Origin of the sequence: Methyloversatilis sp., assembly GCF_030696805.1 — a bacterium.
Taxonomy (GTDB): domain Bacteria; phylum Pseudomonadota; class Gammaproteobacteria; order Burkholderiales; family Rhodocyclaceae; genus Methyloversatilis.
In genome coordinates this window covers 18,161-42,109 of the sequence record NZ_JAUYRO010000052.1, presented here as the reverse complement: position 1 = coordinate 42,109, position 23,949 = coordinate 18,161, and the positions used below count along the sequence as shown (strand labels likewise).

The following is a 23,949-nucleotide window of genomic DNA, read 5'->3' as shown; positions in this document are numbered from 1 at the left end:
TCAGCAGACCCCGTTTCACTGCAGATGCTTACTTCTTCCAGGGCGTCTTCGACAGGCCCCAGATGGGCGAGCTGATCGCCATGTCCATGTCGCGGGCGAAGATCGCGAAACCGTCGTAGCCGTGATACGGACCCGAGTAGTCCCAGCTGTGCATCTGGCGGAAAGGCACGCCCATCTTCTGGAATACGTACTTTTCCTTGATGCCGGAACCCACCAGGTCAGGCTTCACCTTCTCGACGAACTTCTCGAACTCGTGACCGGTGACGTCGTCATAGATCAGCGTGCCGTCCTTCACGTAGTGCGTGGTGCGCTGGTAGTCGTCGTTGTGGCCGAATTCATAGCCGGTTCCGACCACTTCCATGCCCAGATCTTCGTAGGCGCCGATGACGTGACGCGGGCGCAGGCCGCCGACGAACAGCATCACCTTCTTGCCTTCGAGACGCGGACGGTACTTGTCGATGACGGCCTGCATCAGCGGCTTGTACTTGGCGATCACTTTCTCGGCGTTGGCCTTGATCGTGTCGTCGAAGTGCGCAGCGATTTCGCGCAGCGACTCTTCGATCTTGGTCGGGCCGAAGAAGTTGTACTCGACCCAGGGCACCCCGTACTTCTCTTCCATGTGCCGGCTGATGTAGTTCATCGAGCGGTAGCAGTGCAGCACGTTGAGCTTGGCCTTCGGAGTGTTTTCCAGCTCGGCGATGGTGCCGTCGCCCGACCACTGGGCGATCACGCGCAGACCCATCTCTTCGAGCAGGATGCGACTCGACCAGGCATCGCCGCCGATGTTGTAGTCGCCGATGATGGCCACGTCGTACGGCGTCGACACGAAGTCGGGGCGCTTGTCTTCGGTCTTGTCGAACACCCAGTCGCGGATCGCGTCATTGGCGATGTGGTGACCGAGCGATTGCGACACGCCGCGGAAGCCTTCGCAGCGAACCGGCACAATGGTGTGACCGTCGTACTGCTTCGACTTCTTCTTCGACACCGCCTCGATGTCGTCGCCGATCAGACCGATCGGGCACTCGGACTGCACGGTGATGCCCTTGTTCAGCGGGAACAGGTCCTGGATCTCATCCATGATGACTTCCAGCTTCTTGTCGCCGCCGAAAACGATGTCCTTCTCCTGGAAGTCGGAGGTGAATTGCATCGTCACGAAGGTGTCCACACCGGTCACGCCGATGTAGTAATTGCGTCGCGCAGCCCATGAATACTGGCCACAGCCGACCGGGCCGTGCGAAATGTGGATCATGTCCTTGATCGGACCCCACACCACGCCCTTGGAACCTGCGTAGGCGCAGCCACGTATCGTCATCACGCCGGGCAGCGACTTGATGTTCGACTTGACGCCGCAGTCAGGCTTGCCTTCCTCGTGAACATTGAGGTGCTTGGCCCGCTTCTTGGCAGTCTTTTCCGGGTAGGCCTTCAGCACCTCTTCGATGAGAGCTGCGTTCTGGGCCTTCTTTTCGTCAATCGTCATGCTCATTTGATAACTCCTGTACGTATCGAGAGCGGAGGGAGGAGAACCGTGGGGTCGCCGGCGGAGGCCGGGAGCCTGCGGGCTTTGCGACCCGCGGCTCCCGACCCTCGACTCTCGGTTTCTCAGGCGACTTCTGCGGCCTTCTTGCCGACCTGCGACTCGTCGATCTGCTTCATGATGCCGTGCTCCATCAGCAGGTCTTCGAGCTGGTCCATCGTGATCGGCGTCGGGATCGTGCCGTTGCCGGCGTTGGCGTGGATCTTCTCCGCCAGCGTGCGGTACTCGCCCGCCTGCTTCGACTCCGGTGCGTACTCGAGCACCGTCATGCGACGCAGTTCGGCGTGCTGCACGATGTTGTCGCGCGGCACGAAGTGGATCAGACGCGAGCCGAGCATCTTGGCCAGCGATTCGGCCAGTTCCAGTTCCTTGTCGGTCTGGCGCTCGTTGCACACCAGGCCGCCGAGGCGCACGCCACCCGAATTGGCGTATTTCAGAATGCCCTTCGAAATGTTGTTGGCCGCGTACATGGCCATCATTTCGCCCGACATCACGATGTAGATTTCCTGCGCCTTGTTTTCGCGGATCGGCATGGCAAAGCCGCCGCACACCACGTCGCCCAGCACGTCGTAGCTGACGTAGTCGACGCCGTCATAGGCACCGTTTTCCTCGAGGAAGTTGATCGAGGTGATGACACCACGGCCGGCGCATCCGACGCCGGGTTCCGGGCCACCGGACTCGACGCAGCGAATGTCCTTGTAGCCGATCTTCATGACGTCCTCGAGCTCGAGGTCTTCCACCGAACCGGCTTCAGCGGCCAGCGACAGGATGGTGTCCTGTGCCTTGGCGTGCAGGATCAGGCGGGTCGAGTCGGCCTTGGGGTCGCAGCCGACGATGAGGATTTTCTGGCCCAGATCCGACAGCGCGGCCAGTGTGTTTTGCGAAGTGGTCGATTTGCCGATGCCACCCTTGCCGTAGAAGGCGATTTGCCGAAGTTTTGCCATTTCGATGTCACTCCTGAGTCGATGAACAGTTGGATGCCGCCGACCGTGTGGTCTTTGGCGCTTACCGTGCCACCGGATGCAGCCCCTCGTGCCTTTATTGGTCTTCGTGGTTGCCACTGCGGCGAGTCATGGTCGGTGCAGGGTCACTTCAGCAACTGCCGTGCCACTCGCTTTCAATATCGACCAAAGCCATCGCACACGCCATTTCGTGGCGTTGATCGGTGGTCTGGCGAATGAACGAACGGATGTGACAAACGCGACATTCATCGCAGCGCTGTGCGGAATGGCCGGGTCGGCGCACGGTCTGTCGCGAATGGCGCAAACGGCCTGCAGGCGGGCGTTGGTCATCCCGGACAGCGAGCGGGTACGGGGCTTGCTGTATGCCTGCATCAACACGCGTACCCGATGCCATGGAAACCCGCCCGCCTGCAGACAAGCCTGTCGCCCCCTCCGTCAGTTCAGTTTCTGCCGGCGGCAATCCGCACTTCGAGCGCATCGGTGGCGAAGCAGCGATCGAACGTCTGGTCGAGCGCTTCTATCACCACATGAACACGCAGCCAGCGGCCGCCGGCATTCGCGCGATGCATCCGCACGACCTGTCGTCGGTGCGCCAGATACTGGTGAACTATCTGGTCGAGTGGACCGGTGGCCCGCAGCGCTATTCGACCGAGCGTGGCCATCCGCGGCTGCGCCGCAAACACCTGGCATTTCCGATCGGCGCCGCCGAACGGGATGCATGGATGGACTGCATGCGACAGGCGCTGCAGGAAGTAGTGACCGACGCCGCGTTGCGGCAGCAGCTTGAGCAGGCTTTTTTCAAGACCGCGGATTTCATCCGCAATGATCAGGGGAACCATCATGAGCATCACCATAGCTAGCTCCGCATTTGCCACGCTGGAAAACGAGAAGCGGATGCTCAACGCCGTCTTCAAGGGGCCGACCCACAAGGCGGATCGGGTCGGCTTCCGCGGCGACATCGCGCTGAAGTTCGCCCAGCAGTTTGCCGACGAGGCGCGTCCGCCCGAAATCAGCATGGACCAGGTGATCGCCGCCGCGCACGAAGGCGAGCAGCAGATTCCCTTCCTGACCGGTTTCCTGCTGTCGTTCGAATACCTGAAGCTGCTGGCCGACGTGATGGGCGAGGCGCTGTCGCCGACCGGCAAGTACTTCCTGTTCTGCGACAACATCGACCTGTCGAAGAAGTACCAGGTGCAGTACGGCGGCGCGACCTTCTACATCCTGCCGATCGACGAGGCGACGGTGTACAACGAGCTTCTGGAACTGCTCTATCTGGAAAAGACCGAACTGAAGAAGTTCGACACCGCCGGCAAGGTGGATGCCGTGGCCGATGCCGCGCTCAAGTTCACCGGCAAGTTCCCGGAAATCACGTTCGAGGAAGGTCTGAAGCTGATGGGCCCGATCCGCAACCTGTACGAGAACCGTCCGGTCTGACGTGCCTGCGCCTGCGTCCGGCGGCAAGGCCGGGCGCAGGCGCAGCGCGGGGCATTCGGCTCATGAGTCATATCGTCTTCTACGAAAAGCCCGGCTGCGGCGGCAATGCGAAGCAGAAGCAGTGGCTGCTCGACGCCGGCCACACGCTCGACGTGCGCAGCCTGCTGGCGGAGCCGTGGGCGGCCGATACCCTGCTCGCATGGATCTCGCCGCTGCCTGTCGCCGACTGGTTCAACCGCGCCGCCCCGTGCGTGAAGTCAGGCGAGATCGTGCCGGAGGAAGTCGATCGCGATACCGCGCTCGCGCTGTTGCTGGCTGAACCGCTGCTGATCCGCCGTCCGCTGCTGCAGGTCGGTGATGAACGCCGGGTAGGGTTCGACCCGGCCGTTGTCGATGCCTGGATCGGCCTCGCCAGTCTCGCGGCGCAGCGCTCCCGCGCGCAGTCCGAAGGCTGTGCGGCCGGCATGCGCGAAGGCGGGTGTGCAGCACCGTGATCGGGACGGTGCGAGCGGAGCGACGCTGTTCGACCGCCGCTGTTGGGCATCGCTGCGCTCACCCCAACCTACAAATTACCGATCGCGCATCCCGTAGGTCGGGGTGAGCGCCGCGATGCCCGACACACGGCCTGCGCCCGCCGTGCCGTCAATCGGCACCCGCGGTGAACGCGAACAGAGCGGGCTGCTCTTCGCGGTACACCCGCAGCCACATCAGCGTGGCCGGGGCGAGGGAGCTGGCGGCGAACCACCGCGTGCCGTCGTGATCGGGCGCGCCATCCAGCACCCGGCGCGCGACGTCCCAGCCATCCCAGCCCAGTTCGGGCATCCGGCTGCGCGCCTCGGCGGGCAGCCCGTGCAGGCAGTCGGCGATGACCTTCAAGCGCTCGCACAGTGCAGTGCGGGTCAGGCGCGAACGTTCGAAGTCGTCGCGTGACAGGCCTTCGCCGAGGATGAGCACGTCGCCGCAGGCCTCTTCGAGGATGGCCAGCGATGCCGCACCGAACAGGGTATCGGCCAAGGCTCAGGCGCCGATGCGGTTCTCGAAGTTCAGCGCTTCGACCTTGCCGACGGCGCCGCAATTCACGCAGCGCCAGGCAGCCGAAAAGGCCTGACCGGTACAGGCATCGTCGTAGGTCTGGCGGCAGCCGACATGGCCGCATTCGCAGCGAAAGGTCTGGCCGTTGCACTTGCCGTTCAGGCCGGTGCGGTTGCCAAGGCACAGGCCGCGTTCGGCCTTGATGAGGTCATAGCTCATGGTGTTCTTCCTGTAATCGGTTCTTGAGAGGTTCAGACGAAGCTGAGGATTTCCACCGTCACGTTCTCTTCGCCCATCTGGGCCTGACAGGCCAGACGTGACTTGGAACTGACGCCGACGATTTCATCGAGCTTCGCGTTCTCGGCCCGCTGGATCTTCGACAGGCTCTTGCGTCCTTCATTGATGGCGACGTGGCATTCGCCGCATTTCGCTTCGCCTTCACACTTGCTGACCAGCTTTTCGCCGGCGGCCAGGATGGCGGCCAGCAGCGTGGTGCCGGCGGCGACTTCACTGGTGCGTCCGGACGGCATGATGGTGAGGGTGGCCATGGTGTGTTTCTCCTTTTCTGCGAGGGGGTGGAAAGTCAGGCCGCTTCGCTGAGCGGTGCCATGCGGGCCGCAAATTCAGCCAGCGACATGTCGATGCGGGTGATGTTCTGTTCAGCCAGGAATTTCGCTTCCATGCGCGTCGGCTCCTCGGACAGCAGCGCCCAGTGCGTGTCGCTCGAACGCTTCATGATCTGGCGCGCGAAGGTGCGCGTGAGCTGGTCGTTGAAGCGGCAGCCGATGAACAGGAAGTGGCGGCCGGTGCGCAGCGCCTGGATTTCGGCCGGGATCGGTGTCTGGATGTCGATCTCGGTCAGCACCTCGACATAGTCGGAGTCCGATACCAGGTAGTTGCCGGCCGGGTTGCTGCTGCCGATCGGCTTGTACAGGATGGTCTGCCAGTCCGGCGTGCGGTCGGGCAGCGGATTGCCGTCGCTGTCGTACCAGCCGGTCCAGGTGCCGAAGTGTTCCGATTGCGACAGACCCTGCACCTCGCCCCACTTGACGCCAGCCGCCTGCAGCGCAGCCGCCATCGCTTCGTCGTACCAGGTGTCGACGATCAGCGGTACGCCGAGCGAAGCCAGCCAGCTGTGCATGGCCGAGTAGTGCGGCGCTGCCGCGAATGCGGTATTCATCTGGTCGACCAGCGTCTTGCGGTGCTTGAAGTTTTCGATGAACTGCGCTGCCTGGGTGAGCCGGCCGCGGATCTTGTGCGGCACCGACACCTTTGCCGTGAGCAGCGCAACCAGTGCTTCGGGCGAGCCAGGCACGGCGTAATCGGGCACCAGCGACAGCACGTGCTGGCCCAGGTAGGGCACGATGCGGCCTGCGCGCAGGCCCTGTTCGAGTTCGGCGGGCAGGTCGGTGAGAGTGCGGGTCATGATGGGTCCTTGAGCGATGCGTCGGGTTCAGTAGATGGCGGCGCCGGCGCCGACATTGGTCGCCGCGTCCTTCAGCGTCTTCACCACGAAGCGCACTTCGTCCTCTTCGATGAAGCCGTGGAAGGGCAGCGCCAGCGAGCGGTCGCCGATGCGGTCGGTGTTCTTGAGCTGGCCGCGCTTGTAGCCGTACTGCTGGTAGTGGAACTGGTGGTGCAGCGGCCGGCAGTAGGCGGCCACCTCGATCGCTTCGGTGTCGAGGTCCTCGACCAGTTGCGCGCGCGCGCTCAGCGTGAAGCGCTTGCCCAGGTGCACGACGTAGAGCATCCAGTGCACCTCGTCGACGTCCTGCGCCAGATAGGGCGGCTTGATGCCTTCGAAGGTCTGCATCTGCTGGTGGTACCAGACCTCGACCTGCTTGCGCCGGGCGTGGATTTCGTCGATGCGTTCGGCCTGCGCGATGCCGATGGCCGCGGCGATGTCGCTCATGTTGGCCGCCAGCGGCACGCGGCTGCCGACCGACACCGAATTGCGGTCGGCCAGCGCGTGCGAGCGCAGGTAGCGCAGTTCGCTGGCGAGCTTCGCATCGTCGGTCAGCACCATGCCGCCTTCGCCGCAGTTCAGCGCCAGCGGCTGCGAAAAGTCGAAGATGGACATGTCGCCGAAGGTGCCGACCAGCCGGCCCATGTAGCGTGAGCCGATGGCTTCGGTCGAATCCTCGATCAGCGCGACGCCGTGCCGGTCGGCCAGTGCGCGCAGTTCGGCCCACGCCGCCGGATGACCGTTGCAGTTGTTGGCGAGGATGGCGCGCGTGCGCGGTGTGATGACGTCGGCCACGGCCTGCGGGGCGACGGCACCCGACCAGTAGTCGATGTCGGCCAGCACCGGGGTCGCGCCGGCATGCACGATGGCATTGGCCACGTGGTGCCAGCTGTAGGCGCTGGCGATCACCTCGTCGCCGGGGCCGATGCCGAGCGCGCGCAGTGCCAGCCAGGCACCCATCATGCCGCTCGACACGGCCACCGCGTACTTGCGGGCGTGCAGGTCGGCGAATACGGACTCGAAGGCCTCGACCATCGGACCGCCGGACAGCCGGCCCGAGTCCATGACCTGCGCCACCAGTTGCGCTTCGCGTGCGCCGAGATCGGCAATCGAAAGTGGAATCCAGTCGCTGTCCATGGGCGTCTCCGGCGTCAGGGGTTCTGCGTCAGCACGATGCCGTCGGCGACCAGCGGATCGCTGGTCACCGACCAGCAGTGGCCGTCGGTGTGCATCAGGAAGAGGTCGCGATCGCCGATGCGCAGCGCCGGTGTTTCGCCGCGCATGTCGAAGGCATCGACGGTCGAGGCGCGCAGGCCGGGAATCACCCGGCGCACGCCGTCGACCGCCTCGCGCAGGCTGCCCGCGGCAAGCGTGATGCGCGCCACCTGCGTCAGTTGTTCGGCGTCGAGTGCCATGTCAGTCGCGCCCCCCGGTGAGCCGGGCCTCGACCGTGATCGGCAGCCGCGTGTCGGCCGCCATTTCCGGCAGGTCCAGCGTCCAGCCGTTGGCCAGCGTGATCTGGCCGCCCCACATTTCCGGCCGCTCCATCTGCACGATGGGCTCTTCGAGATCCTTCTTCGGCACGTAGAGCGACAGTTCTCCCTTGTTGCTCTTGCGGATCATCACTTTCATTGCCGGCTCCGTTCAGGATGGTTCATCGATGTTCAGTGGGTGGTCGCGGCGGGCGCGACCAATGGCTGCTGCTGTGCGAGCGAGGACAGCGCCTGCACGACGCGGGCAATATGTTCGGCATCGCTGTCGCGGCCGAGCGACAGGCGCACCGCACCCAGCGCGTCGGCGGCCGGCACGCCCATCGCGCGCAGCACGTGCGAAGCTTCACTCCCGCCTGACGAACAGGCCGCGCCGGACGAGGCGAAGATGCCCTGCCGTTCCAGGCAGTCGAGTACGCGGTCGGCCGACTGCCCGGCGATGGCCAGCATCAGCGTGTTCGGCAGTCGCGGTGCCGCGGCGCCGAACACGGTCAGACCGGGCAGCGTTTCGCGCAGGACGGTTTCGAGCGTGTCGCGCAGCGCGCCCAGGCGCAGCGCGTCCGGCTGCATCGTCGCGCGGGCTGCGCGTGCCGCCACGGCGAAGCCGGCGATGCCCGGCATGTTTTCGGTGCCGCCGCGCCGGCCGCGTTCCTGCTGGCCGGACAGCAGCGGCGGCCAGCTCAGTCCCTTGCGCACGATCAGCGCGCCGCAACCTTTCGGGCCGCCGAACTTGTGTGCCGACATCGACATCAGATCGGCACCCCAGCCGGCGAAGTCGAGCGCCAGCTTGCCGGCCATCTGTGTGGCATCGACATGGAAGGGCACGCCGGCGGCGCGCGCCTGCGCAGCGATGTCGGCCACCGGCTGCAGCACGCCGGTTTCATTGTTGGCGGCCATCACCGACAGCAAGGCGGCCGGCTCGGCCAGCGCTGTCGCCAGCGCATCCCGCTGCAGCCGACCCTGAGCGTCCACCGGCAGCAGTTCGACCTCGATGCCGACTTCGCGCAGCCGCAGCGCCGCCTTCAGGAAGCCGCTGTGTTCGGTCGCCGACAGCAGCACGCGCGGCGCAGCCCCGGCACGGGCCAGCGCACCGCTCAGCGCGTGGTGATTGGCTTCGGTGGCGCCGCTGGTGAACACCACCTCGACCGGCTGCGCGCCGGCCAGCGCGGCCACTTCGGCGCGGGCCGCTGCCAGCGCACTGCGCGCCTGCTGGCCGAAGCCATGTTTGGACGACGGATTGCCCCAGCCGCTGCGCAGGCAGTCGGTCACCGCTTCGATCACTTCGGGCAGCGGCGGCGTGGTGGCGTTGTGGTCGAGATAGATCATGGCCAGAACACCCGTTGCGGGTCTTCGCACAGCACGTCGAGCAGGGTGTCCAGCCGGACGCCCTTCGAGTGCCTGACCCAGCTCGCACTGGCATGGTCGCGCCGGCTCAGCGTCCAGCCACCCGCCGAGCGCTGCAGCAGCGCGATGTCGATGACACCGCCGTCCGGATCAACATTGCGCGAACAGCACGGGCTGGTGACCACCCAGCCTTCGGCCGATGCATGCACCTCGGGCCGGACGTAGCGGTAGCGCTCGCGCCGCTCCAGTGCGCGCAGCACGCGCCGGCGCAGCAGTTCGCTCTCCGCGACCACGGCGTGCGGTGCGTGCTGCGGCTGCCGGGCGGGCGGGCGGGGGCGCGGGTTCATGGGAAGACGCGCGGCGGTCAGGCCGGCGCGATTTCCTCTTCCAGCACGCCGACCACGCAGGGTCGCGGCTTGTCGTCGGCGCCCGCCGGCCCGTCGGCGAACTCGACCATGTAGACCGGCAGATTGGCTTCTTCGTGATGCCCGATCTGGACGATTTCCCCGGCCGAACCTTCGGCCACCAGCAGGGCGTCCAGCGGCACCTCGGGGTGCGAGCCATCGTTGAACAGATCGGTCAGCGCGGTCACGCGCTGGCCCCATTCGAATTTCGCTTCGCGCATTTCAAACACGTTCGTCTCCCGCCTTGATGGCAGCCAGTTGTGTGACGCGGTCGCCGAGCATTTCGATCACGTGCGGCGGCAGGTTGTCGAGCGATACCAGCTCCCGACCCCGCATGCCGACGCGATGGCCGGTGCCCAGGAACTCGACCGCATAGATGTAGTACTGCTGCAGGAAGGTGCCGATCGACGTGACGAATCCGACGTCGCCCTTCTTTGCCAGGACCTCGCCGATGTCCTTGCCGCAGTACGTTCCGTCGTTGCGGATCGTGAAGCGGCTGACCACCTTTTCGCCGTACTGGAATACCGGGTCGGCGGTCAGTTCGACCGTGTCGCTGTCGCGGCTGATGTCACTCATGCTGTGCTCCCGTCTGCTGGTCCAGAACCTCGAGGCGCGCGAGCGCTTCGTCCCTCACCTCTGCTTCCTCGTCGCCATGCGCCATCAGGCGCGCAAGCTCGCGGCCGGCGCGCTGCGCCACTTCCCAGCGCACTTCCCACGCCGGGTCGTGCGCCATGCGGTACAACTGCGCCACCGGCAGCCGCGCCACCACCTCGCGCCGCACCGCGATCTCGCGGTCGTCGCACATGCGCAGCAGCGCCGGCATGCCGACCCGCTTGACCGCTTCGAGGCGCACTTCCCACTCGCGGTCGTCGAGCATCCGCGGCGCCAGTGCTTCGGGCAGCCGGCGCGCCACCAGCTTGCGCACGTAGTAGTCGTCGTCGTTGGCCATCGCCAGCAATTCGCGCCCTTCCAGGCGCATCGCCACGCGGATGCGCACTTCGCGGTGCGGGTCGTTGCGCAGGCGCACCGCCTGCGCCAGCGGCAGACGCACGGCCACCGACAGGCGCACCGTTTCGTCTTCGTCGTCGATCAGCGGCGGCAGGCGGAACACGTCGGCCTGCCGACAGGCGATGGCGCGCACTTCGAAATAGGGGTGTGTCAGGTAGTCGTTGCTGACCTGCGGATTCCAGCGGAAGAAGCGGTCGATGCGCTTGGCGTAGCGGTCCTGCACGCAGGCGTGGCCGCGTTCGCAGCGGATCAGTTCGCTGCGCGTGCCGCAGACCGTACAGTCGAGCGGCACACCGTTCCAGTCGACCGGCGGGATGTCCTCCTCGACGCCGACCGGATCCGTGGGTCCGGTGATCATCCCGCCACCACCCCGCCCGTCGCGGCCACGTCGGGGCAGTCTTCGTAGCCGATGTCGTCGCGTCCCATGCGGGCGAGTACGTCGTCAAGCACACGATGACCGACCTTGTTCGCCGGATCGAGTACCGTCAGTCTGGCGAGTGCGGCGCGACCGGTGTCGAGATCGCCCAGACGCAGGCTCAGATAGGCAAAACCCTTGAGCGAAAACAGATAGAAGCGCGGCAGCGCCTCAAGTGCGCCAAAGCGTGCGTCCGCGCCCACCTGCCGCCAGTCGGACGGCAGCCCGAGGGCGGTGGACGCCATGGCGAGTGCGCGCAGTGAAATGGCGCGCGCGTCGTCGAGCCGGTTGCCGTAGAAGTGGAAGCGGTACAGCGCGATCAGCGTGGCCGGATGTTGCGGCGCCAGGGCGTGCGCCTGGTCGAGCAGCGCGAGCGCTTCATCGACCTGGCCCCGGATGAGGCCGGCGCGTCCGATCAGGCGCTCGGCTTCGGCGGGCAGGCCGCCGCCGAGTACCGCCAGATCGAAGTCGGCGATGTCATCCGCACCGATGTCATCCGCTCGTTTCTCCGACCACATCGCCGTACCCTCAGCCGCGCCGGATCGCGTCGATGCCGACCGACACGACGCCGGGCATCGCATGGCTGTCGCCATGACCGCTGGCGTGGCTGTGCGTGGCCTGCGTGCCGGTCGAACTGCTGCTGCACGCGCACGGCGCCTGGTTCGGGTTGATGAAGGTGAGGCCGCTCTTGATCGGCGTGTCCGAAAAGTCGATCGTCACGCCTTCGAGCAGCAGGCGCGACTCAGCCGGCAGGAACATGCGCACGCCGGAGACATCGACCACGGTGTCGCCCGCCTGTGGCAGCGACTCGACGGTGAATTCCGAGTTGAAGCCGGAGCAGCCGCCCGCGCTGACCTGAAGGCGGAAGCCGGCGCCTTCGGGCTCGCCGGAAAAGCGCACGAGGCGCGACATGAACTTTGCTGCTGCGGGTGTCAGGGTTACGTTTGTCATTTGTCTTTCCTCACGCTGCCAGGGGAAGAATGCAATGGTCGACCGGACATACCGCCACACATTGCGGTGTGTCGTAGTCGCCTTCGCATTCGGTGCATTTATCGGGGTCGATGATGAAGAGGTTCTTTTTTTCGCTGATGGCTTCGTTCGGACACTCCGGCTCGCAGGCCGAACAGCCGGTACAGAGGTCGGCAATGATCTTGAGTGACATGGTGATCTCCCTTCGGAAGTGACCGCGGCACGCCGCCGCGGTCGCGTGGGTCATCGGGTCATGCAGCAGCCGTGAAGGCACCCTGGCGGATCGATGCGTCGCCGCGCGCCTGGTGCACCGTTTCGCCGCGGGCGACGCGGCCGGTGTAATCGGCGAACCACGACAACGCGGCTTTCTCGATGAACTCATCGACGTAGTTGTCGACCGGTTCGATGCCGGCGGCCTTCAGTTCGTCGCGCGGGCAGGCGCCGATCTTCGACACCAGCACGGCGTGGCAGTCGTTGATCGCGGTGACGATGGACGGCAGCTTTTCGTCTTCGCCATAACCGCCCTGGCAGAACAGGTCCACCCGGCGGTGACCGACGAACAGCGCCTCGCCAGCCGACACTTCGAAGATCTGGAATTCGTCGGCGTGGCCGAAGTGCTGATTCACCCGCCCACCACCCGTCGTGGCCACCGCGACCAGCACCTTGATGCCATCGGCCGCACCGGCGTCCTGCGTCGCGGCCAGTGCCTCGACCTTGGCGGCGTGCTGCGCCTGGCGTTCCGCCTCGACGCGGTCCTGGTAGGAACGGCGACGATCCAGGTCGTACACCACTTCCATCTCTTCGATCTTGTCGAGCGTAAATTCCTCGCTGCGGTCTTCACCCAGCAGGCCGACCGCGTCGGCACGGCACTGCCGGCAGTGGCGCATCAGGTTGGCGCCGCCCATGCAGGCGTCCTGCACCGCCTTCAGTTCCTGCGCCGTCGGGCCGCGCTGGCCGGTCAGGCCGAACACCGTGCCGTGTTCGGCTTCGGAGATCAGCGGCATGATGTTGTGCAGGAAGGCGCCGCGCTTCTTCACCTCGCGGTTCACCTCGATCAGGTGCTCGTCGTTGATGCCGGGGATCAGCACCGAATTGATCTTGGTCAGCACGCCGCGCGCGGTCAGCATTTCCAGCCCGAGCATCTGCTGCTGGTGCAGGATGGTGGCCGCCTCGACGCCGGTGACGCGGCGGTGGTCCCAGAAGATCCACGGATAGATCTTGGCGCCCACTTCCGGATCGACCATATTGATCGTGATGGTCACGTGGTCGATGTTGTACTTGCAGATTTCATCGACCAGACCGGGCAGCGCAAGGCCGTTGGTGGACAGGCACAACTTGATGTCCGGCGCCTGTTCCTGAAGCATGCGGAAGGTTTCGAAGGTCTTCTTCGGACTGGCCAGCGAGTCACCGGGGCCGGCGATGCCGAGCACCGTCATCTGCGGGATTTCGCTGGCGACCGCGACCACCTTCTTGACCGCCTGTTCCGGCGTCAGCTTCTGCGACACCACGCCCGGACGCGATTCGTTCGAACAGTCGTACTTGCGGTTGCAGTAGTTGCACTGGATGTTGCAGGCTGGCGCCACAGCCACATGCATGCGTGCGTAGTGGTGGTGCGCCTCTTCCGAATAACAGGGGTGGTTCTTGACCTTGTTCCACACGTCGGCCGGCATGTCGTCCGGACCGTCGGACGTGCCGCAACTGGCCTTGCCTTCACCGCCGGAGGTACCGCAGCCGGCGTGGGCGGGCGCGTCGACCGGTTCGGCCAGCGCATTGCGGTTGGATTTCAGGGCATCCAGGCTGACGTAACTCGCTGCTGCACTTTGCATGACGAACTCCTTGTTCTGCTGATGCGCCAATGGGCAATCAGGGCGATCCAGGCGAATTGGGCGGTGTGGGCTGGCAGAGTGTGTTTAGCCATTTCCGTGCCACCGACGGTTTTCCTGTTTATTCAATTACTTGGCCTGCCTCACCCGGCGTGGCCGGAACCTTACGCTTGCGACAAAACCCACACTTGCGCGGTGCGGGTGCGACACGCACATCAACCTGAAAACCTGGGTTGTCAGATTCAGTGCAGCGCCTTGGGGTTGTCCGCCTTGTCGAGCAGCAGCGCATTGACCGACTGCGCGAAGGCGCGCCAGGCCAGTGCGAGATCGCGCCGGATGTCATGCCGGTAACGGGCCGACGGCTGGGCCTCGTCCGGGAAGTTCGACAGCGCACAGGAGGTGCCGTTGTGCTTCAGCGCCTCGCCCAGCAATTCGTCGCTGAGGCCGGAAAAGGGCGCCAGCACGGCGGGTGTCAGCGCGGAGCGGCCTTGCTCGATGGCCACGCCACGGGTGTCGAAGGACAGGCTGATGAGTTCGGCCAGGGCGTCGGCATACAGTTGGTCGATCACGTCGAGCAGCACGTTGCGCGTCAGGTCCGCGCTGCTCTGCGCCGCCAGCGCGCGCGCGATGCGCTGCCGGTACAGATTGGCGCACAGCCTGCGCTGGTCGGCCACCCAGTCGGTGAAGTGGCGCACGCTGCCTTCGTTGGCCGGTGAAAGCAGCGCGTGCGAGGTGGCCGCGCGCGCCAGCAGGCGGTTGGCAATGCGCGTCGCGGCGTCGAGTGCGCCTTCCAGATAACCCGCGCCGCGCGCCGCGGTTTCGCTGCCGCCCAGCAGCAATCGGCCGTCCCAGCGATCGGCAGCCAGCGCTTCGCAGCCGTCCTCCGGGTGCTGGCTCGGCGCTGCCGCGTCGCGCGCGCTGCAGGTCAGCGGATCGCTCGCCCAGTCGCGCAGGTGCAGTTCGCCCTCGTCGGCAGTCGGACCGAACAGCTGCGCCAGCTGGCTGCGCACCAGCAGTTCCAGCGAAGCAGCGTAGGTCTTGCGCTGTGCCGGCGACAGCGCGACGAAACCGCCGAGTGCAGCGGCGTCGCCGCCGGCATCGCAGGCGTCGAAGATTTCCGCCAGCACCGCCTGCGGATGCGACACGAAGGCGTTGCCCGACAGGCCGGCATCGCGCCAGAAAGCGTCGCCATAGCGCATCGCCGCCTTGGCCTGGGCGGACATCCAGGTCGGTGTGTCCTGCAGCGCCTGCATCAGCGGCGCGTCGAGCGCCGGTTCGAAGGCGATGTGCTCGGCCACCAGCCGCGGCGGCATCGCCAGCACCACATGGCGCACAGCGATGACGAAATCTTCCTGCGGACTGCGGCAGTGCGCTTCGACGAAGTCGCCGCGGTCGACCAGTCGCAGCAGCCTGCAGCCGGTGCGCAGGCGGTCCGGCGCCAGCCCCTGCACCAGCGCGGCGACGATGGCACCCATGCCACCGGCGACGCGGTGCGCGCCGTTGTGCACGCCATCCTGGGCCAGCGCTTCCGGACTCGAATCCGTACTGGCCAGATGCAGGGTGACGCCGCTGTCGTGCTGCGCATGGCTGTCGAGCCCAAGTTCGGCGAGCAGCTTCACCATGCGCGGCTGCGTCTGCGGCCAGAACCAGCCAGGTCCGAGGTCAAGCGCGGCCTTGCCGACCGTGCCCGGCACGGTTTCGATGCGCCCGCCGGCGCGGGGCCGCGCATCGATCAGCAGGAAGTCGCGTCCGGCCGATTGCAGCCGGCCGGCGATGCTCAGGCCGCACAGTCCGGCGCCGACGATCAGGGTATCCAGCATGGTGCGGTCCTCCGCGTGGCAATCAGATGCATTGCGTTCAGCAAGCATCGTTCCACGGCGCCTTGTCGCGCCGCATGGCCGCGCTGCGGGGGCGACCGGCGGACGCGACGTCGGCTTTGTCGCGTTTGGCACATCGCCACCGCGCAGGCGCAATGCAATCGTCCGCTTGCCGGGCGTGCGCGATTCTTGCTAGGTCACTGTGATGACAGCAGGCCCGACATGAATGCACCTCTAAACAGACCTTCCGGTGTTCCGCTCGACGCGCTGGAATTCGACAACCGCTATGCCGCGCTGCCCGCCGCCTTCCATACGCGGCTGCCGCCGTCGTCGCTGCCTGCGCCGCATCGGGTTGTCGTCAGCGAGGACGCGGCGGCGCTGATCGGCCTCGACGTCGCGCAGACGATGCGGCCGGACTTCGTCGACGCCTTCGCCGGCAACGCGCTGCTGCGCGGCAGCGAACCGCTGGCGGCGGTCTATGGCGGGCATCAGTTCGGCAGCTGGTCGGGGCGCCTGGGCGACGGCCGCGCCCACCTGCTCGGTGGCGTGCGCACGTCGTCCGGCACGCTGGAGCTGCAGCTCAAGGGGGCGGGACCCACGCCGTACTCGCGCTTCTCCGACGGTCGTGCGGTGCTGCGTTCGTCCATCCGCGAATTCCTCTGTTCCGAGGCGATGGCCGCGCTCGGCATACCGACCACGCGTGCGCTGTGTGTCATCGGCTCGTCGCTGCCAGTGCAGCGTGAAACGATGGAAACGGCCGCGGTGCTGACGCGCATCGCCCCCACCTTCGTGCGCTTCGGCAGTTTCGAGTACTTCGCCGACAAGGACGATGTCGCCAGCCTGCGCACGCTGGCCGATCATGTGATCGACGGCTTCCTGCCGCATTTGCGCGATGCGCCGAAGCCGTTCGAAGCGCTGCTGGCCGAGGCCGCCCGCTGCACCGGCGAACTGATCGCACACTGGCAGGCGATCGGCTTCATGCACGGCGTGATGAACACCGACAACATGTCCATCCTCGGCCTGACGCTGGACTACGGCCCGTTCGGCTTCATGGAAGCGTTCGACGCCGGGCACATCTGCAACCATTCCGACACCTACGGGCGCTATGCCTTCCGTGCGCAGCCGCGCATCGGCCTGTGGAACCTGTATGCACTGGCCGACGCACTGGGGCCGCTGATCGGCCATCCCGACGTCACGCGTGCGCTGGCGGACGACCATTACACGCCGGCCTTCGACGCGCACTTCGCGCAACGGATGCGCGGCCGCCTCGGTCTGGCGACGGCGCAGCCCGGCGATGCCGACTTCATCGGCGCCACCCTCGGCCTGCTGCAGCTGCAGCGCATCGATTACACGCTGTTCTTCCGCGCGCTCTCAGGCCTGCCCGGAGCAGTCCTGCGCGAGGCGCGCGCCGTCATTGACGCGCCGCTGCGCGACCTGTTCGCCGACCGCGAGGCGTGCGACGCCTGGCTGCTCGGCTGGCGTGCGCGACTCGCCCGCGAAGGCAGTCGCGATGCGGTGCGCAAGCCGGCAATGCGCGCGGTCAATCCGCGCTACGTGTTGCGCAACTGGATGGCCGAGGCGGCGATCCGCCGCGCCCGCGAGGGCGACTTCGGCGAAGTGCGCGCCGTGTTCGACTGCCTGCGCCGGCCTTTCGACGACCAGCCCGCCAGCGCCCGCTACGCTGCACCCCCGCCGGACTGGGCGGCCGGCATGTCGGTCAGCTGTTCCAGCTGACCCCCTTCTTCATCACTCACCGGGAACTGCCATGGACCTCATCTACAAAACCCGCGTCTTCAGCCAGGGCGGCCGCAACGGCCGCGTGCAGAGCGAAGACGGCGCACTGAAGCTCGACCTCGCCGCGCCCGCCGAAATGGGCGGCAAGAAACCCGGCAGCAATCCGGAGCAGCTTTTCGCGGCCGCCTGGGCCGCCTGTTTCGAGAACTCGGTGCGGCACATCGTGCGCGCCGACCGGCTGCCGGTGAAGGGCTGCATGGTCGAGGCGGAAATATCGCTGTTCAAGAACTTCGAGGAGGCCTACCGGATGGCGATCCGCTTCACCACGGTGCTGCACGGCATCGACCAGCCGACCGCCGACTCGCTGGTCGAGCGCGCGCTGAAGGTGTGTCCGTACACCGATGCGACGAAGAACAATGTCACCGTCAGCGCGGTCGCGGTGCTCGAAGCACCGGCGACGGCGTGAAACCGGGAGAAATGTGATGACCAGTGAAAACGGCTATTTCATCGACTGGAACGGCAAGGCGCGCAGCGTGCAGGACCCGGGTGGCGATTTCGTCATCGAAATCGACCTGCCGTCGAAGTACGTCGCCCTGTACACCACCAGGGGCACGCTGATGCACGAGGCGACTTTCTACCGGACGCTGGAAGACATCGCGAACAAGGGGCTCAAGGTCGAGCTGGTGCCCGGTTCGCATCCCTGGGGCATGCAGAAGGAGTGGTAATCCGAAAAAAGTGCGCGGCGAAAGTGCCCGGAAGGCGTTTCCGCCGCGCAACGAACATGCCCCGTTTCACCGTGCTCGTTCGACCGAGCACGTTTCACCGCGCGCGGGTTACCGGGCGCCTTACTCGCGCGCGAGATTGCGCGTGTGCATCGGCAGTTCTATCGTCAGGTCCGCCTGGCCGAGGCGCACGCAACAGGCGAGCCGCGAGGCGGATTCCAGGCCCCAGGCGTCGTCGAGCTGGTCCTCCTCGTCGTCGTCCGGCTGATTGACCGACGACGCGCCCTGCCGCACGTAGATGTGACAGGTGGCGCAGGCGGCCACCTTTTCGCAGGCATGCTCGATCGCGATGTCGTGCGCCAGCAGCGCATCGCACACGGTCGTGCCGGCCGTTGCTTCGAAGCTGGTGCCGGTCGGGCACAGCTGTGGGTGAGGCAGTACGGTGATCAGGCTCATGTCTGCAGCGCCGAGATCCGCGTGCCGGCCAGCGCACGGCGGATGCCGGCATCCATACGCAGCCCGGCAAAGTGGGTGGTGGCGGTGTTCAGCGCCTCGCTGGCGCGCTTCAGGCGCGGCAGGTCGCCGCCGCTTTCCAGTTCGTCGGCCAGCGCGAACATCGCGGATTGCACGGCCACGAATTCGTCGTGCGTCAGCAGGGCGTGACCGTCTTCCGCCAGCGCAGCTTCGGTCGCATCGACCAGACGGCGGGCATCCACTTGTGCCTCGCGCAGCATGCGAGCCGCCATGTCGACGTCGGCCTTGCCCCAGGCGTCGGTCAGCATGTCGGCGATCTGCGTGTCGCTCAGACCGTAGGACGGCTTGATTTCGATGTGCGCCTCGGTGCCGCTGGTCTGCTCCCGGGCCGACACCGACAGCATGCCGTCGGCGTCGATCTGGAAGGTGACGCGGATGCGTGGCGCGCCGGCAACCATCGCCGGAATGCCGCGCAGCTCGAAGCGCGCCAGCGAACGGCAGTCGCTCACCAGTTCGCGTTCGCCCTGCACGACGTGAATGGCCATCGCGGTCTGGCCGTCCTTGTAAGTGGTGAATTCCTGCGCGCGTGCGGCCGGCAGCGTGGTGTTGCGCGGGATGACCTTCTCGACCAGCCCGCCCATCGTTTCCAGACCGAGCGACAGCGGGCAGACATCGAGCAGCAGCCAGTCGCTGTCGCCGCCGGGGTGGTTGCCGGCGAGCACATTGGCCTGCATGGCCGCGCCGAGCGCCACCACTTCGTCCGGATCGAGATCGCTCAAGGGCTCGCGGCCGAACAGCTTGCCGACCGCGTCGCGGACCTGCGGCATGCGGGTCGAGCCGCCGACCAGCACCACGCCGTCGACCTCGTCGGCGGCGATGCCCGCGTCGCGCAGCGCGCGACGTACCGGTGTCATGCTGCGTGCCACCAGATCGGCGGTCAGGCTTTCGAACTGTTCGCGCGTCAGTTCGAAACTGAAGTTGCGTCCGTCGTCCAGCCGGCCGGCGATCGATGTCACCGGTGCACTCGACAGCGCCTCCTTGGCGCTCCGCGCCCGCGCCAGCATCATGCGCGTTTCGCCGGCGGAGGTCGCTGCGAGTGCCAGGTTCTGCCGCAGCCAGTCGGCGATGCGATGGTCGAAATCGTCGCCGCCAAGTGCGGCATCGCCGGCGGTGGACAGCACTTCGAACATGCCCTGCGAAAGCTTCAGGATCGAAATGTCGAAGGTGCCGCCGCCGAGATCGTAAATGGCAAACACGCCCTGTGCCGCGTTATCCAGCCCGTAGGCGATGGCGGCTGCCGTGGGTTCGTTGAGCAGGCGCAGCACATTGAGGCCGGCCAGGCGCGCCGCGTCCTTGGTGGCTTGACGCTGCGCGTCGTCGAAATAGGCCGGCACCGTGATGACGGCGCCCACCAGATCGCCGCCCAGGCCGTCTTCGGCGCGCTGGCGCAGCGAACGCAGGATGTCGGCCGACACTTCGACCGGCGAGCGCACGCCGCTGCGGGTGGCCAGACTGAGCATGCCCGGCGTGTCCACCAGCGTATAGGGCGTGTGCACCGATGCGTCGAGATCGGACAGCGTGCGGCCCATGAAACGCTTCACCGACACGATGGTGTTGCCGGGGTCTTCGACCTGCGCGGCCTGTGCGTCATGACCGACCACGACGTCGTTCTCGGCGTAGCGCACCACCGACGGCAGCAGCCGGCGCCCGTGTGCATCGGGCAGCACGCGCGACAGTCCGCTGGCTACCGTGGCGACCAGCGAGTTGGTGGTGCCCAGATCGATGCCGACCGCCAGCCGATGCTGGTGCGGTGCGGCGCTGAGGCCCGGTTCGGCAATCTGCAGCAAGGCCATGATGGGCTACTCCCGTTTCGGTGGTGACGCTGGCGCAGCAGGCTTCAGACGCCGAAGCTTTCGCCGCAGCCGCAGGCGGCCTTGACGTTGGGATTGTTGAACTTGAAGCCTTCGTTCAGGCCTTCACGCACGAAGTCGAGTTCGGTGCCGTCAAGAAAGGGCAGGCTCTTGGGATCGACCAGCACGGTGACGCCATGGCTTTCGAAGCTCACGTCCTCCGCTTCGGCGGCGTCCGCGAATTCCAGCGCGTAGGCCAGCCCGGAACAGCCGCTGGTCTTCACCGCCAGCCGCAGGCCGACGCCCTGGCCGCGTTTGGCCAGGCTTTTCTGCACATGCCGCGCCGCGGCTTCACTGATGGTGATGGTCATGGCCGGCCTCCGATCACATCGAGAAGGAACTGCCGCAGCCGCACGACGAGGTCGCATTCGGGTTGCGGATGATGAAGCGCGAGCCTTCGAGACCGTCCTCGTAATCGATTTCGGCGCCCATCAGGTACTGCAGGCTCATTGAATCGGCGAGCAGCGTGACGCCGGACTGCACGATGTGCGTGTCGTCCTCGTTCACCGTCTCTTCGAAGGCGAAGCCGTACTGGAAACCGGAACAGCCGCCGCCGGTCACATAGACGCGCAGCTTCAGCGCGGGATTGCCCTCTTCGGCGATCATTTCGGCCACCTTGCTGGCAGCCGCTTCGCAGAAGGTGATCGGCGACAGGGCGGGTGCGCTCGCCAGCGCGACGGGGGTATCGGAAAGCGTGTTCATGACAGGTCCTTTCAGGCGGCTTCGACGGCCGTGTTGGCGGCGGTCTGCTTGGTGCGGTAATCGGCGACGGCGGCCTTGATTGCGTCTTCGGCCAGGATCGAGCAGTGGATCTTCACCGGCGGCAGCGCGAGCTCTTCGGCGATTTCGGTGTTCTTGATCGCCAGTGCCTCATCCAGCGTCTTGCCCTTGACCCATTCGGTCACCAGCGATGACGAGGCGATGGCCGAGCCGCAGCCATAGGTCTTGAACTTCGCGTCTTCGATGATGCCGTCGGCACCGACCTTGATCTGCAGCTTCATGACGTCGCCGCAGGCCGGCGCGCCGACCATGCCGGTGCCGACGTCTTCGTCCTGGTTCGAGTAGCCGCCCACGTTGCGCGGGTTGTCGTAGTGGTCAAGCACCTTGTCGCTGTATGCCATGGTGGTTCTCCGAAAAGGGTAAGTGAGGGGTGTTGCCTGCGCCGCTCAGTGGCTGGCCCACTGAACCGACGCCAGATCGATGCCTTCGTTGTGCATGTCCCACAGCGGCGACAGTTCGCGCAGCTTGTTCACCGCGGCGCTGACCTTCTCGATCACCGTATCGACCTCCTGCTGGGTCGTGAAGCGACCGATCGAGAAGCGGATCGAGCTGTGCGCGAGTTCGTCGCTGCGGCCCATGGCACGCAGTACGTAGGACGGTTCCAGGCTGGCCGAGGTACAGGCCGAGCCGGACGACACGGCGACATCCTTCATGCCCATCAGCAGCGATTCGCCTTCGACGAAGTTGAAGCTGAGGTTGAGGTTGTGCGGCACGCGCTGTTCGAGGTCGCCGTTGACGAACACCTGATCGAGCGTCATCAGGCCGTTCATCAGGCGATCGCGCAGCGAGCGGATGCGCTCGTTCTCGCTGCCCATGCTGTCGCGTGCCAGCCAGTAGGCTTCGCCCATGCCGATGATCTGGTGGGTCGCAAGTGTGCCGGAACGCATGCCGCGCTCGTGGCCGCCGCCGTGGATGATGGCGTCGATGCGCACGCGCGGTTTGCGGCTGACGTAGAGGGCGCCGATGCCTTTCGGGCCGTAGGTCTTGTGTGCCGACAGCGACATCATGTCGACCGGCAGCTCGTCCAGACTGAACGGCACCTTGCCGGTCGCCTGCGCGCCATCGACATGGAACAGCACACCCTTTTCGCGACAGATGGCGCCCAGTGCGGCGATGTCCTGGATGACGCCGGTTTCGTTGTTCACGAACATGACCGATGCGATCACCGTGTCCGGCCGCAGTGCGGCGCGGAACGCTTCAAGGTCGAGCAAGCCGTTCTCCTGCACGTCGAGCACCGTTACGTCGCAGCCGGCGCGTTCGAGTTCGCGCACCGTGTCGAGCACCGATTTGTGTTCGGTCTTCACGGTCACGACATGCTTGCCGCGACCGGCGTGGAACTGCATCGCGCCCTTGATGGCCAGGTTGTTCGATTCCGTGGCGCCTGAGGTCCATACGATGGAGCGCGGATCGGCACCGACCAGCGCGGCCACCTGTTCGCGGGCCAGTTCCACGGCTTCTTCCGCGGCCCAGCCGAAGGCATGCGAGCGGCTGGCTGGATTGCCGAAGTTGTCGAACAACCAGGGCATCATTTTTCCGACCACCCGAGGATCGACGGGTGTGGTGGCGGCGTAGTCCAGATAGATCGGGCGGTTCATGTCGGACTCTCCTGCATGGAAGGGTTTTGCAGGGACTACGCAACTTGCGGGCCAGTTTGAAAACTTTCGATGGATCAACGACTTGCTTTCTTGTTCGTCGCGCGCCGCCCGAAGGTCAGACAAGTCATGTCGAATTTGTAGGGTTGCCGACGCGCTGCAGCACGACATGCGCCGAACCGCCGGATCGGCTTCCCGACCGGGCGGCCAACGGCCGGAAAGCGCGCAGGCACGGCCGTTGCGGCGGATTCGCCGGGTGGCGCCGGCGACGGCGCGGCATGCCGGGGCGGGCATGGCACGCCGCATGCATTGAGACCTGCAACAAGGAGATCGCAATGCGTGATGTCTTGCTCGCAGTAATCGGCATAGCGCTGGTCAACAACGTGGTGCTGGTCCGCTTCCTCGGCCTGTGTCCCTTCATGGGCGTGTCGAAGAAGATCGATAGCGCCTTCGGCATGGGGCTGGCGACCACCTTCGTCATGACGCTGTCCGCGCTGGCGGCCTGGGTACTGGAGCACGCGCTGCTGCTGCCGTTCGATCTGGGCTATCTGCGCATCCTGTCCTACATCGTCGTCATCGCCGCGGTCGTGCAGTTCGTCGAAATGGCGATGCGCAAATCCACCCCCGACCTGCACCGCGTGCTCGGCATCTACCTGCCGCTGATCACCACCAACTGCGCAGTGCTCGGCATCCCGCTGCTCAATGCCCAGTCGGCGCTCGGCGTCGGCATGAGCGTGCTGACCGGCTTCGCGTCGGGGGTCGGCTTCACATTGGTGATGGTGCTGTTCGCCGGACTGCGCGAGCGGCTGCAGCTGGCGCGCGTGCCTGACAGTTTCGAAGGCGCGCCGATCGCGTTCGTCACAGCCAGCCTGCTGGCGCTGGCATTCATGGGTTTTACCGGGCTCGTACCGGCGGGAGGAGTTTGATGGCCCCCACGCTCTCCTTGTTCGCGGTGGGCCGGCTTTGCACAGCCGGCCCGTTCGGCCGGCGCCGCGCATGCGCTGCGAAACCCCGGCCTCACCCCCGCCCCGGGGGCTGCG

At 66.0% G+C, this 23,949-nt stretch carries 32 protein-coding genes; 7 read left to right on the top strand and 25 right to left on the bottom strand.

All coding sequences use genetic code 11. The annotated features are described in order from the left end of the window. Window positions 1-28 precede the first annotated feature (28 nt). Both nifD and nifH read right to left on the bottom strand, forming a co-directional pair. Entirely contained in the window at window positions 29-1,483 is a 1,455-nt protein-coding gene (nifD, locus tag Q8R75_RS09170) for a nitrogenase molybdenum-iron protein alpha chain (protein ID WP_305615504.1), read from the bottom strand. 116 nt (window positions 1,484-1,599) lie between these two features. Then, a complete protein-coding gene (gene nifH, locus Q8R75_RS09165) occupies window positions 1,600-2,478 on the bottom strand; it encodes a nitrogenase iron protein (protein WP_305615506.1) in 879 nt (292 codons plus the stop codon). A 380-nt stretch (window positions 2,479-2,858) separates the two neighbouring features. Here nifH and Q8R75_RS09160 point away from each other — a divergent pair, with 380 nt between their 5' ends. The 3 genes from Q8R75_RS09160 to Q8R75_RS09150 all read left to right on the top strand — a co-directional run bounded on the left by Q8R75_RS09160 (window position 2,859) and on the right by Q8R75_RS09150 (window position 4,424). Next, window positions 2,859-3,356, top strand: a complete 498-nt coding sequence (locus Q8R75_RS09160; RefSeq protein ID WP_336623620.1) for a group II truncated hemoglobin — start codon at window positions 2,859-2,861, stop codon at window positions 3,354-3,356. A 34-nt stretch (window positions 3,357-3,390) separates the two neighbouring features. Then, complete coding sequence (locus Q8R75_RS09155) at window positions 3,391-3,930, top strand: hypothetical protein (protein ID WP_305615591.1); 540 nt, start codon at window positions 3,391-3,393, stop codon at window positions 3,928-3,930. Window positions 3,931-3,992: 62 nt separating this feature from the next. Continuing rightward, window positions 3,993-4,424 (top strand): ArsC/Spx/MgsR family protein, encoded by a 432-nt coding sequence (locus Q8R75_RS09150; RefSeq protein WP_305615508.1) that lies wholly within the window; start codon window positions 3,993-3,995, stop codon window positions 4,422-4,424. A gap of 148 nt (window positions 4,425-4,572) precedes the next feature. Here Q8R75_RS09150 and Q8R75_RS09145 read toward each other — a convergent pair whose 3' ends face one another. The 17 genes from Q8R75_RS09145 to Q8R75_RS09065 all read right to left on the bottom strand — a co-directional run bounded on the left by Q8R75_RS09145 (window position 4,573) and on the right by Q8R75_RS09065 (window position 15,700). Then, a complete protein-coding gene (locus Q8R75_RS09145; protein WP_305615510.1) occupies window positions 4,573-4,944 on the bottom strand; it encodes a hypothetical protein in 372 nt (123 codons plus the stop codon). A gap of 3 nt (window positions 4,945-4,947) precedes the next feature. Continuing rightward, entirely contained in the window at window positions 4,948-5,181 is a 234-nt protein-coding gene (locus tag Q8R75_RS09140; protein ID WP_305615512.1) for a hypothetical protein, read from the bottom strand. Window positions 5,182-5,213: 32 nt separating this feature from the next. Then, the gene (locus Q8R75_RS09135) at window positions 5,214-5,510 is read right to left on the bottom strand and encodes a 2Fe-2S iron-sulfur cluster-binding protein (protein ID WP_069038334.1); all 297 of its coding nucleotides are present in this window, start codon (window positions 5,508-5,510) and stop codon (window positions 5,214-5,216) included. 35 nt (window positions 5,511-5,545) lie between these two features. Beyond that, on the bottom strand, window positions 5,546-6,388 hold the full coding sequence (locus Q8R75_RS09130; protein ID WP_305615515.1) for an SIR2 family protein: 843 nt from the start codon (window positions 6,386-6,388) through the stop codon (window positions 5,546-5,548). Between the two features lie 27 nt (window positions 6,389-6,415). Next, window positions 6,416-7,564, bottom strand: a complete 1,149-nt coding sequence (locus Q8R75_RS09125; RefSeq protein ID WP_305615517.1) for a DegT/DnrJ/EryC1/StrS family aminotransferase — start codon at window positions 7,562-7,564, stop codon at window positions 6,416-6,418. Window positions 7,565-7,578: 14 nt separating this feature from the next. Continuing rightward, entirely contained in the window at window positions 7,579-7,842 is a 264-nt protein-coding gene (locus tag Q8R75_RS09120; protein WP_305615518.1) for a hypothetical protein, read from the bottom strand. 1 nt (window position 7,843) lies between these two features. Beyond that, window positions 7,844-8,059, bottom strand: a complete 216-nt coding sequence (gene nifT, locus Q8R75_RS09115; protein WP_305615520.1) for a putative nitrogen fixation protein NifT — start codon at window positions 8,057-8,059, stop codon at window positions 7,844-7,846. 32 nt (window positions 8,060-8,091) lie between these two features. Next, complete coding sequence (locus Q8R75_RS09110) at window positions 8,092-9,243, bottom strand: cysteine desulfurase family protein (protein ID WP_305615522.1); 1,152 nt, start codon at window positions 9,241-9,243, stop codon at window positions 8,092-8,094. Beyond that, the gene (locus tag Q8R75_RS09105) at window positions 9,240-9,608 is read right to left on the bottom strand and encodes a hypothetical protein (protein ID WP_305615524.1); all 369 of its coding nucleotides are present in this window, start codon (window positions 9,606-9,608) and stop codon (window positions 9,240-9,242) included. The genes Q8R75_RS09110 and Q8R75_RS09105 overlap by 4 nt, the downstream gene beginning before the upstream one ends. Window positions 9,609-9,625: 17 nt before the next feature. Next, entirely contained in the window at window positions 9,626-9,886 is a 261-nt protein-coding gene (locus Q8R75_RS09100) for a nitrogen fixation protein NifZ (RefSeq protein ID WP_305615593.1), read from the bottom strand. A 1-nt stretch (window position 9,887) separates the two neighbouring features. Continuing rightward, entirely contained in the window at window positions 9,888-10,241 is a 354-nt protein-coding gene (locus Q8R75_RS09095) for a nitrogen fixation protein NifZ (RefSeq protein WP_305615526.1), read from the bottom strand. Further along, on the bottom strand, window positions 10,234-11,031 hold the full coding sequence (locus Q8R75_RS09090) for a 4Fe4S-binding leucine-rich repeat protein (RefSeq protein WP_305615528.1): 798 nt from the start codon (window positions 11,029-11,031) through the stop codon (window positions 10,234-10,236). Before Q8R75_RS09090 ends, Q8R75_RS09095 begins: the two co-directional genes overlap by 8 nt. After that, the gene (locus Q8R75_RS09085) at window positions 11,028-11,606 is read right to left on the bottom strand and encodes a tetratricopeptide repeat protein (RefSeq protein WP_305615530.1); all 579 of its coding nucleotides are present in this window, start codon (window positions 11,604-11,606) and stop codon (window positions 11,028-11,030) included. Before Q8R75_RS09085 ends, Q8R75_RS09090 begins: the two co-directional genes overlap by 4 nt. Before the next feature lie 10 nt (window positions 11,607-11,616). Beyond that, window positions 11,617-12,039 (bottom strand): iron-sulfur cluster assembly accessory protein, encoded by a 423-nt coding sequence (locus Q8R75_RS09080; RefSeq protein WP_305615532.1) that lies wholly within the window; start codon window positions 12,037-12,039, stop codon window positions 11,617-11,619. 10 nt (window positions 12,040-12,049) lie between these two features. Then, window positions 12,050-12,304, bottom strand: a complete 255-nt coding sequence (locus tag Q8R75_RS09075; RefSeq protein ID WP_336623619.1) for a 4Fe-4S binding protein — start codon at window positions 12,302-12,304, stop codon at window positions 12,050-12,052. 4 nt (window positions 12,305-12,308) lie between these two features. Further along, window positions 12,309-13,883, bottom strand: coding sequence for a nitrogenase cofactor biosynthesis protein NifB (nifB, locus tag Q8R75_RS09070; RefSeq protein ID WP_305615534.1), 1,575 nt, complete (start codon window positions 13,881-13,883; stop codon window positions 12,309-12,311). 239 nt (window positions 13,884-14,122) lie between these two features. Further along, window positions 14,123-15,700 carry an FAD-dependent oxidoreductase gene (locus Q8R75_RS09065; RefSeq protein ID WP_305615536.1) on the bottom strand — a complete coding sequence of 526 codons (1,578 nt, stop codon included), beginning with the start codon at window positions 15,698-15,700 and terminating at the stop codon, window positions 14,123-14,125. Between the two features lie 219 nt (window positions 15,701-15,919). Between Q8R75_RS09065 and Q8R75_RS09060 the strand changes: the two genes are divergently transcribed. The 3 genes from Q8R75_RS09060 to Q8R75_RS09050 are packed head-to-tail and all read left to right on the top strand — an operon-like array spanning window position 15,920 to window position 18,156. Then, complete coding sequence (locus Q8R75_RS09060) at window positions 15,920-17,431, top strand: YdiU family protein (protein WP_305615538.1); 1,512 nt, start codon at window positions 15,920-15,922, stop codon at window positions 17,429-17,431. A gap of 31 nt (window positions 17,432-17,462) precedes the next feature. Next, window positions 17,463-17,897 carry an Ohr family peroxiredoxin gene (locus Q8R75_RS09055; protein ID WP_305615540.1) on the top strand — a complete coding sequence of 145 codons (435 nt, stop codon included), beginning with the start codon at window positions 17,463-17,465 and terminating at the stop codon, window positions 17,895-17,897. Window positions 17,898-17,913: 16 nt separating this feature from the next. After that, entirely contained in the window at window positions 17,914-18,156 is a 243-nt protein-coding gene (locus Q8R75_RS09050; RefSeq protein WP_305615542.1) for a hypothetical protein, read from the top strand. A 120-nt stretch (window positions 18,157-18,276) separates the two neighbouring features. Here Q8R75_RS09050 and fdx read toward each other — a convergent pair whose 3' ends face one another. From fdx to Q8R75_RS09020, 6 genes are read right to left on the bottom strand one after another with little or no spacing between them, the layout of a single operon-like run. After that, a complete protein-coding gene (gene fdx / locus Q8R75_RS09045; RefSeq protein WP_305615549.1) occupies window positions 18,277-18,609 on the bottom strand; it encodes an ISC system 2Fe-2S type ferredoxin in 333 nt (110 codons plus the stop codon). Next, window positions 18,606-20,480, bottom strand: a complete 1,875-nt coding sequence (hscA, locus tag Q8R75_RS09040; RefSeq protein ID WP_305615550.1) for a Fe-S protein assembly chaperone HscA — start codon at window positions 20,478-20,480, stop codon at window positions 18,606-18,608. Before hscA ends, fdx begins: the two co-directional genes overlap by 4 nt. A gap of 44 nt (window positions 20,481-20,524) precedes the next feature. Next, window positions 20,525-20,848, bottom strand: coding sequence for an iron-sulfur cluster assembly protein IscA (gene iscA, locus Q8R75_RS09035; RefSeq protein WP_257092580.1), 324 nt, complete (start codon window positions 20,846-20,848; stop codon window positions 20,525-20,527). 13 nt (window positions 20,849-20,861) lie between these two features. Next, window positions 20,862-21,239 carry an iron-sulfur cluster insertion protein ErpA gene (gene erpA / locus Q8R75_RS09030; RefSeq protein WP_305615554.1) on the bottom strand — a complete coding sequence of 126 codons (378 nt, stop codon included), beginning with the start codon at window positions 21,237-21,239 and terminating at the stop codon, window positions 20,862-20,864. Between the two features lie 11 nt (window positions 21,240-21,250). Beyond that, entirely contained in the window at window positions 21,251-21,658 is a 408-nt protein-coding gene (gene iscU, locus Q8R75_RS09025) for a Fe-S cluster assembly scaffold IscU (RefSeq protein WP_257080262.1), read from the bottom strand. Between the two features lie 45 nt (window positions 21,659-21,703). Beyond that, window positions 21,704-22,912 carry an IscS subfamily cysteine desulfurase gene (locus tag Q8R75_RS09020; protein ID WP_305615556.1) on the bottom strand — a complete coding sequence of 403 codons (1,209 nt, stop codon included), beginning with the start codon at window positions 22,910-22,912 and terminating at the stop codon, window positions 21,704-21,706. Between the two features lie 332 nt (window positions 22,913-23,244). Here Q8R75_RS09020 and rsxA point away from each other — a divergent pair, with 332 nt between their 5' ends. Next, entirely contained in the window at window positions 23,245-23,835 is a 591-nt protein-coding gene (gene rsxA / locus Q8R75_RS09015; protein WP_305615558.1) for an electron transport complex subunit RsxA, read from the top strand. Window positions 23,836-23,949 lie beyond the last annotated feature (114 nt).

What these genes read in the sequence shown, in the direction of transcription:
- iscA (WP_257092580.1), bottom strand. Translation starts at nt 20,848, where the DNA reads ATGACCATCACCATCAGTGAAGCCGCGGCGCGGCATGTGCAGAAAAGC.
- Q8R75_RS09075 (WP_336623619.1), bottom strand. Translation starts at nt 12,304, where the DNA reads ATGACCCACGCGACCGCGGCGGCGTGCCGCGGTCACTTCCGAAGGGAG.
- Q8R75_RS09055 (WP_305615540.1), top strand. Translation starts at nt 17,463, where the DNA reads ATGGACCTCATCTACAAAACCCGCGTCTTCAGCCAGGGCGGCCGCAAC.
- Q8R75_RS09105 (WP_305615524.1), bottom strand. Translation starts at nt 9,608, where the DNA reads ATGAACCCGCGCCCCCGCCCGCCCGCCCGGCAGCCGCAGCACGCACCG.
- Q8R75_RS09060 (WP_305615538.1), top strand. Translation starts at nt 15,920, where the DNA reads ATGAATGCACCTCTAAACAGACCTTCCGGTGTTCCGCTCGACGCGCTG.
- nifT (WP_305615520.1), bottom strand. Translation starts at nt 8,059, where the DNA reads ATGAAAGTGATGATCCGCAAGAGCAACAAGGGAGAACTGTCGCTCTAC.
- Q8R75_RS09140 (WP_305615512.1), bottom strand. Translation starts at nt 5,181, where the DNA reads ATGAGCTATGACCTCATCAAGGCCGAACGCGGCCTGTGCCTTGGCAAC.
- Q8R75_RS09090 (WP_305615528.1), bottom strand. Translation starts at nt 11,031, where the DNA reads ATGATCACCGGACCCACGGATCCGGTCGGCGTCGAGGAGGACATCCCG.
- Q8R75_RS09135 (WP_069038334.1), bottom strand. Translation starts at nt 5,510, where the DNA reads ATGGCCACCCTCACCATCATGCCGTCCGGACGCACCAGTGAAGTCGCC.
- erpA (WP_305615554.1), bottom strand. Translation starts at nt 21,239, where the DNA reads ATGAACACGCTTTCCGATACCCCCGTCGCGCTGGCGAGCGCACCCGCC.
- Q8R75_RS09085 (WP_305615530.1), bottom strand. Translation starts at nt 11,606, where the DNA reads ATGTGGTCGGAGAAACGAGCGGATGACATCGGTGCGGATGACATCGCC.
- Q8R75_RS09125 (WP_305615517.1), bottom strand. Translation starts at nt 7,564, where the DNA reads ATGGACAGCGACTGGATTCCACTTTCGATTGCCGATCTCGGCGCACGC.
- nifD (WP_305615504.1), bottom strand. Translation starts at nt 1,483, where the DNA reads ATGAGCATGACGATTGACGAAAAGAAGGCCCAGAACGCAGCTCTCATC.
- nifH (WP_305615506.1), bottom strand. Translation starts at nt 2,478, where the DNA reads ATGGCAAAACTTCGGCAAATCGCCTTCTACGGCAAGGGTGGCATCGGC.
- rsxA (WP_305615558.1), top strand. Translation starts at nt 23,245, where the DNA reads ATGCGTGATGTCTTGCTCGCAGTAATCGGCATAGCGCTGGTCAACAAC.
- Q8R75_RS09095 (WP_305615526.1), bottom strand. Translation starts at nt 10,241, where the DNA reads ATGAGTGACATCAGCCGCGACAGCGACACGGTCGAACTGACCGCCGAC.
- Q8R75_RS09065 (WP_305615536.1), bottom strand. Translation starts at nt 15,700, where the DNA reads ATGCTGGATACCCTGATCGTCGGCGCCGGACTGTGCGGCCTGAGCATC.
- Q8R75_RS09100 (WP_305615593.1), bottom strand. Translation starts at nt 9,886, where the DNA reads ATGCGCGAAGCGAAATTCGAATGGGGCCAGCGCGTGACCGCGCTGACC.
- Q8R75_RS09160 (WP_336623620.1), top strand. Translation starts at nt 2,859, where the DNA reads ATGCCTGCATCAACACGCGTACCCGATGCCATGGAAACCCGCCCGCCT.
- Q8R75_RS09120 (WP_305615518.1), bottom strand. Translation starts at nt 7,842, where the DNA reads ATGGCACTCGACGCCGAACAACTGACGCAGGTGGCGCGCATCACGCTT.
- hscA (WP_305615550.1), bottom strand. Translation starts at nt 20,480, where the DNA reads ATGGCCTTGCTGCAGATTGCCGAACCGGGCCTCAGCGCCGCACCGCAC.
- Q8R75_RS09020 (WP_305615556.1), bottom strand. Translation starts at nt 22,912, where the DNA reads ATGAACCGCCCGATCTATCTGGACTACGCCGCCACCACACCCGTCGAT.
- Q8R75_RS09150 (WP_305615508.1), top strand. Translation starts at nt 3,993, where the DNA reads ATGAGTCATATCGTCTTCTACGAAAAGCCCGGCTGCGGCGGCAATGCG.
- Q8R75_RS09130 (WP_305615515.1), bottom strand. Translation starts at nt 6,388, where the DNA reads ATGACCCGCACTCTCACCGACCTGCCCGCCGAACTCGAACAGGGCCTG.
- Q8R75_RS09050 (WP_305615542.1), top strand. Translation starts at nt 17,914, where the DNA reads ATGACCAGTGAAAACGGCTATTTCATCGACTGGAACGGCAAGGCGCGC.
- fdx (WP_305615549.1), bottom strand. Translation starts at nt 18,609, where the DNA reads ATGAGCCTGATCACCGTACTGCCTCACCCACAGCTGTGCCCGACCGGC.
- Q8R75_RS09110 (WP_305615522.1), bottom strand. Translation starts at nt 9,243, where the DNA reads ATGATCTATCTCGACCACAACGCCACCACGCCGCCGCTGCCCGAAGTG.
- Q8R75_RS09155 (WP_305615591.1), top strand. Translation starts at nt 3,391, where the DNA reads ATGCTCAACGCCGTCTTCAAGGGGCCGACCCACAAGGCGGATCGGGTC.
- iscU (WP_257080262.1), bottom strand. Translation starts at nt 21,658, where the DNA reads ATGGCATACAGCGACAAGGTGCTTGACCACTACGACAACCCGCGCAAC.
- Q8R75_RS09080 (WP_305615532.1), bottom strand. Translation starts at nt 12,039, where the DNA reads ATGACAAACGTAACCCTGACACCCGCAGCAGCAAAGTTCATGTCGCGC.
- nifB (WP_305615534.1), bottom strand. Translation starts at nt 13,883, where the DNA reads ATGCAAAGTGCAGCAGCGAGTTACGTCAGCCTGGATGCCCTGAAATCC.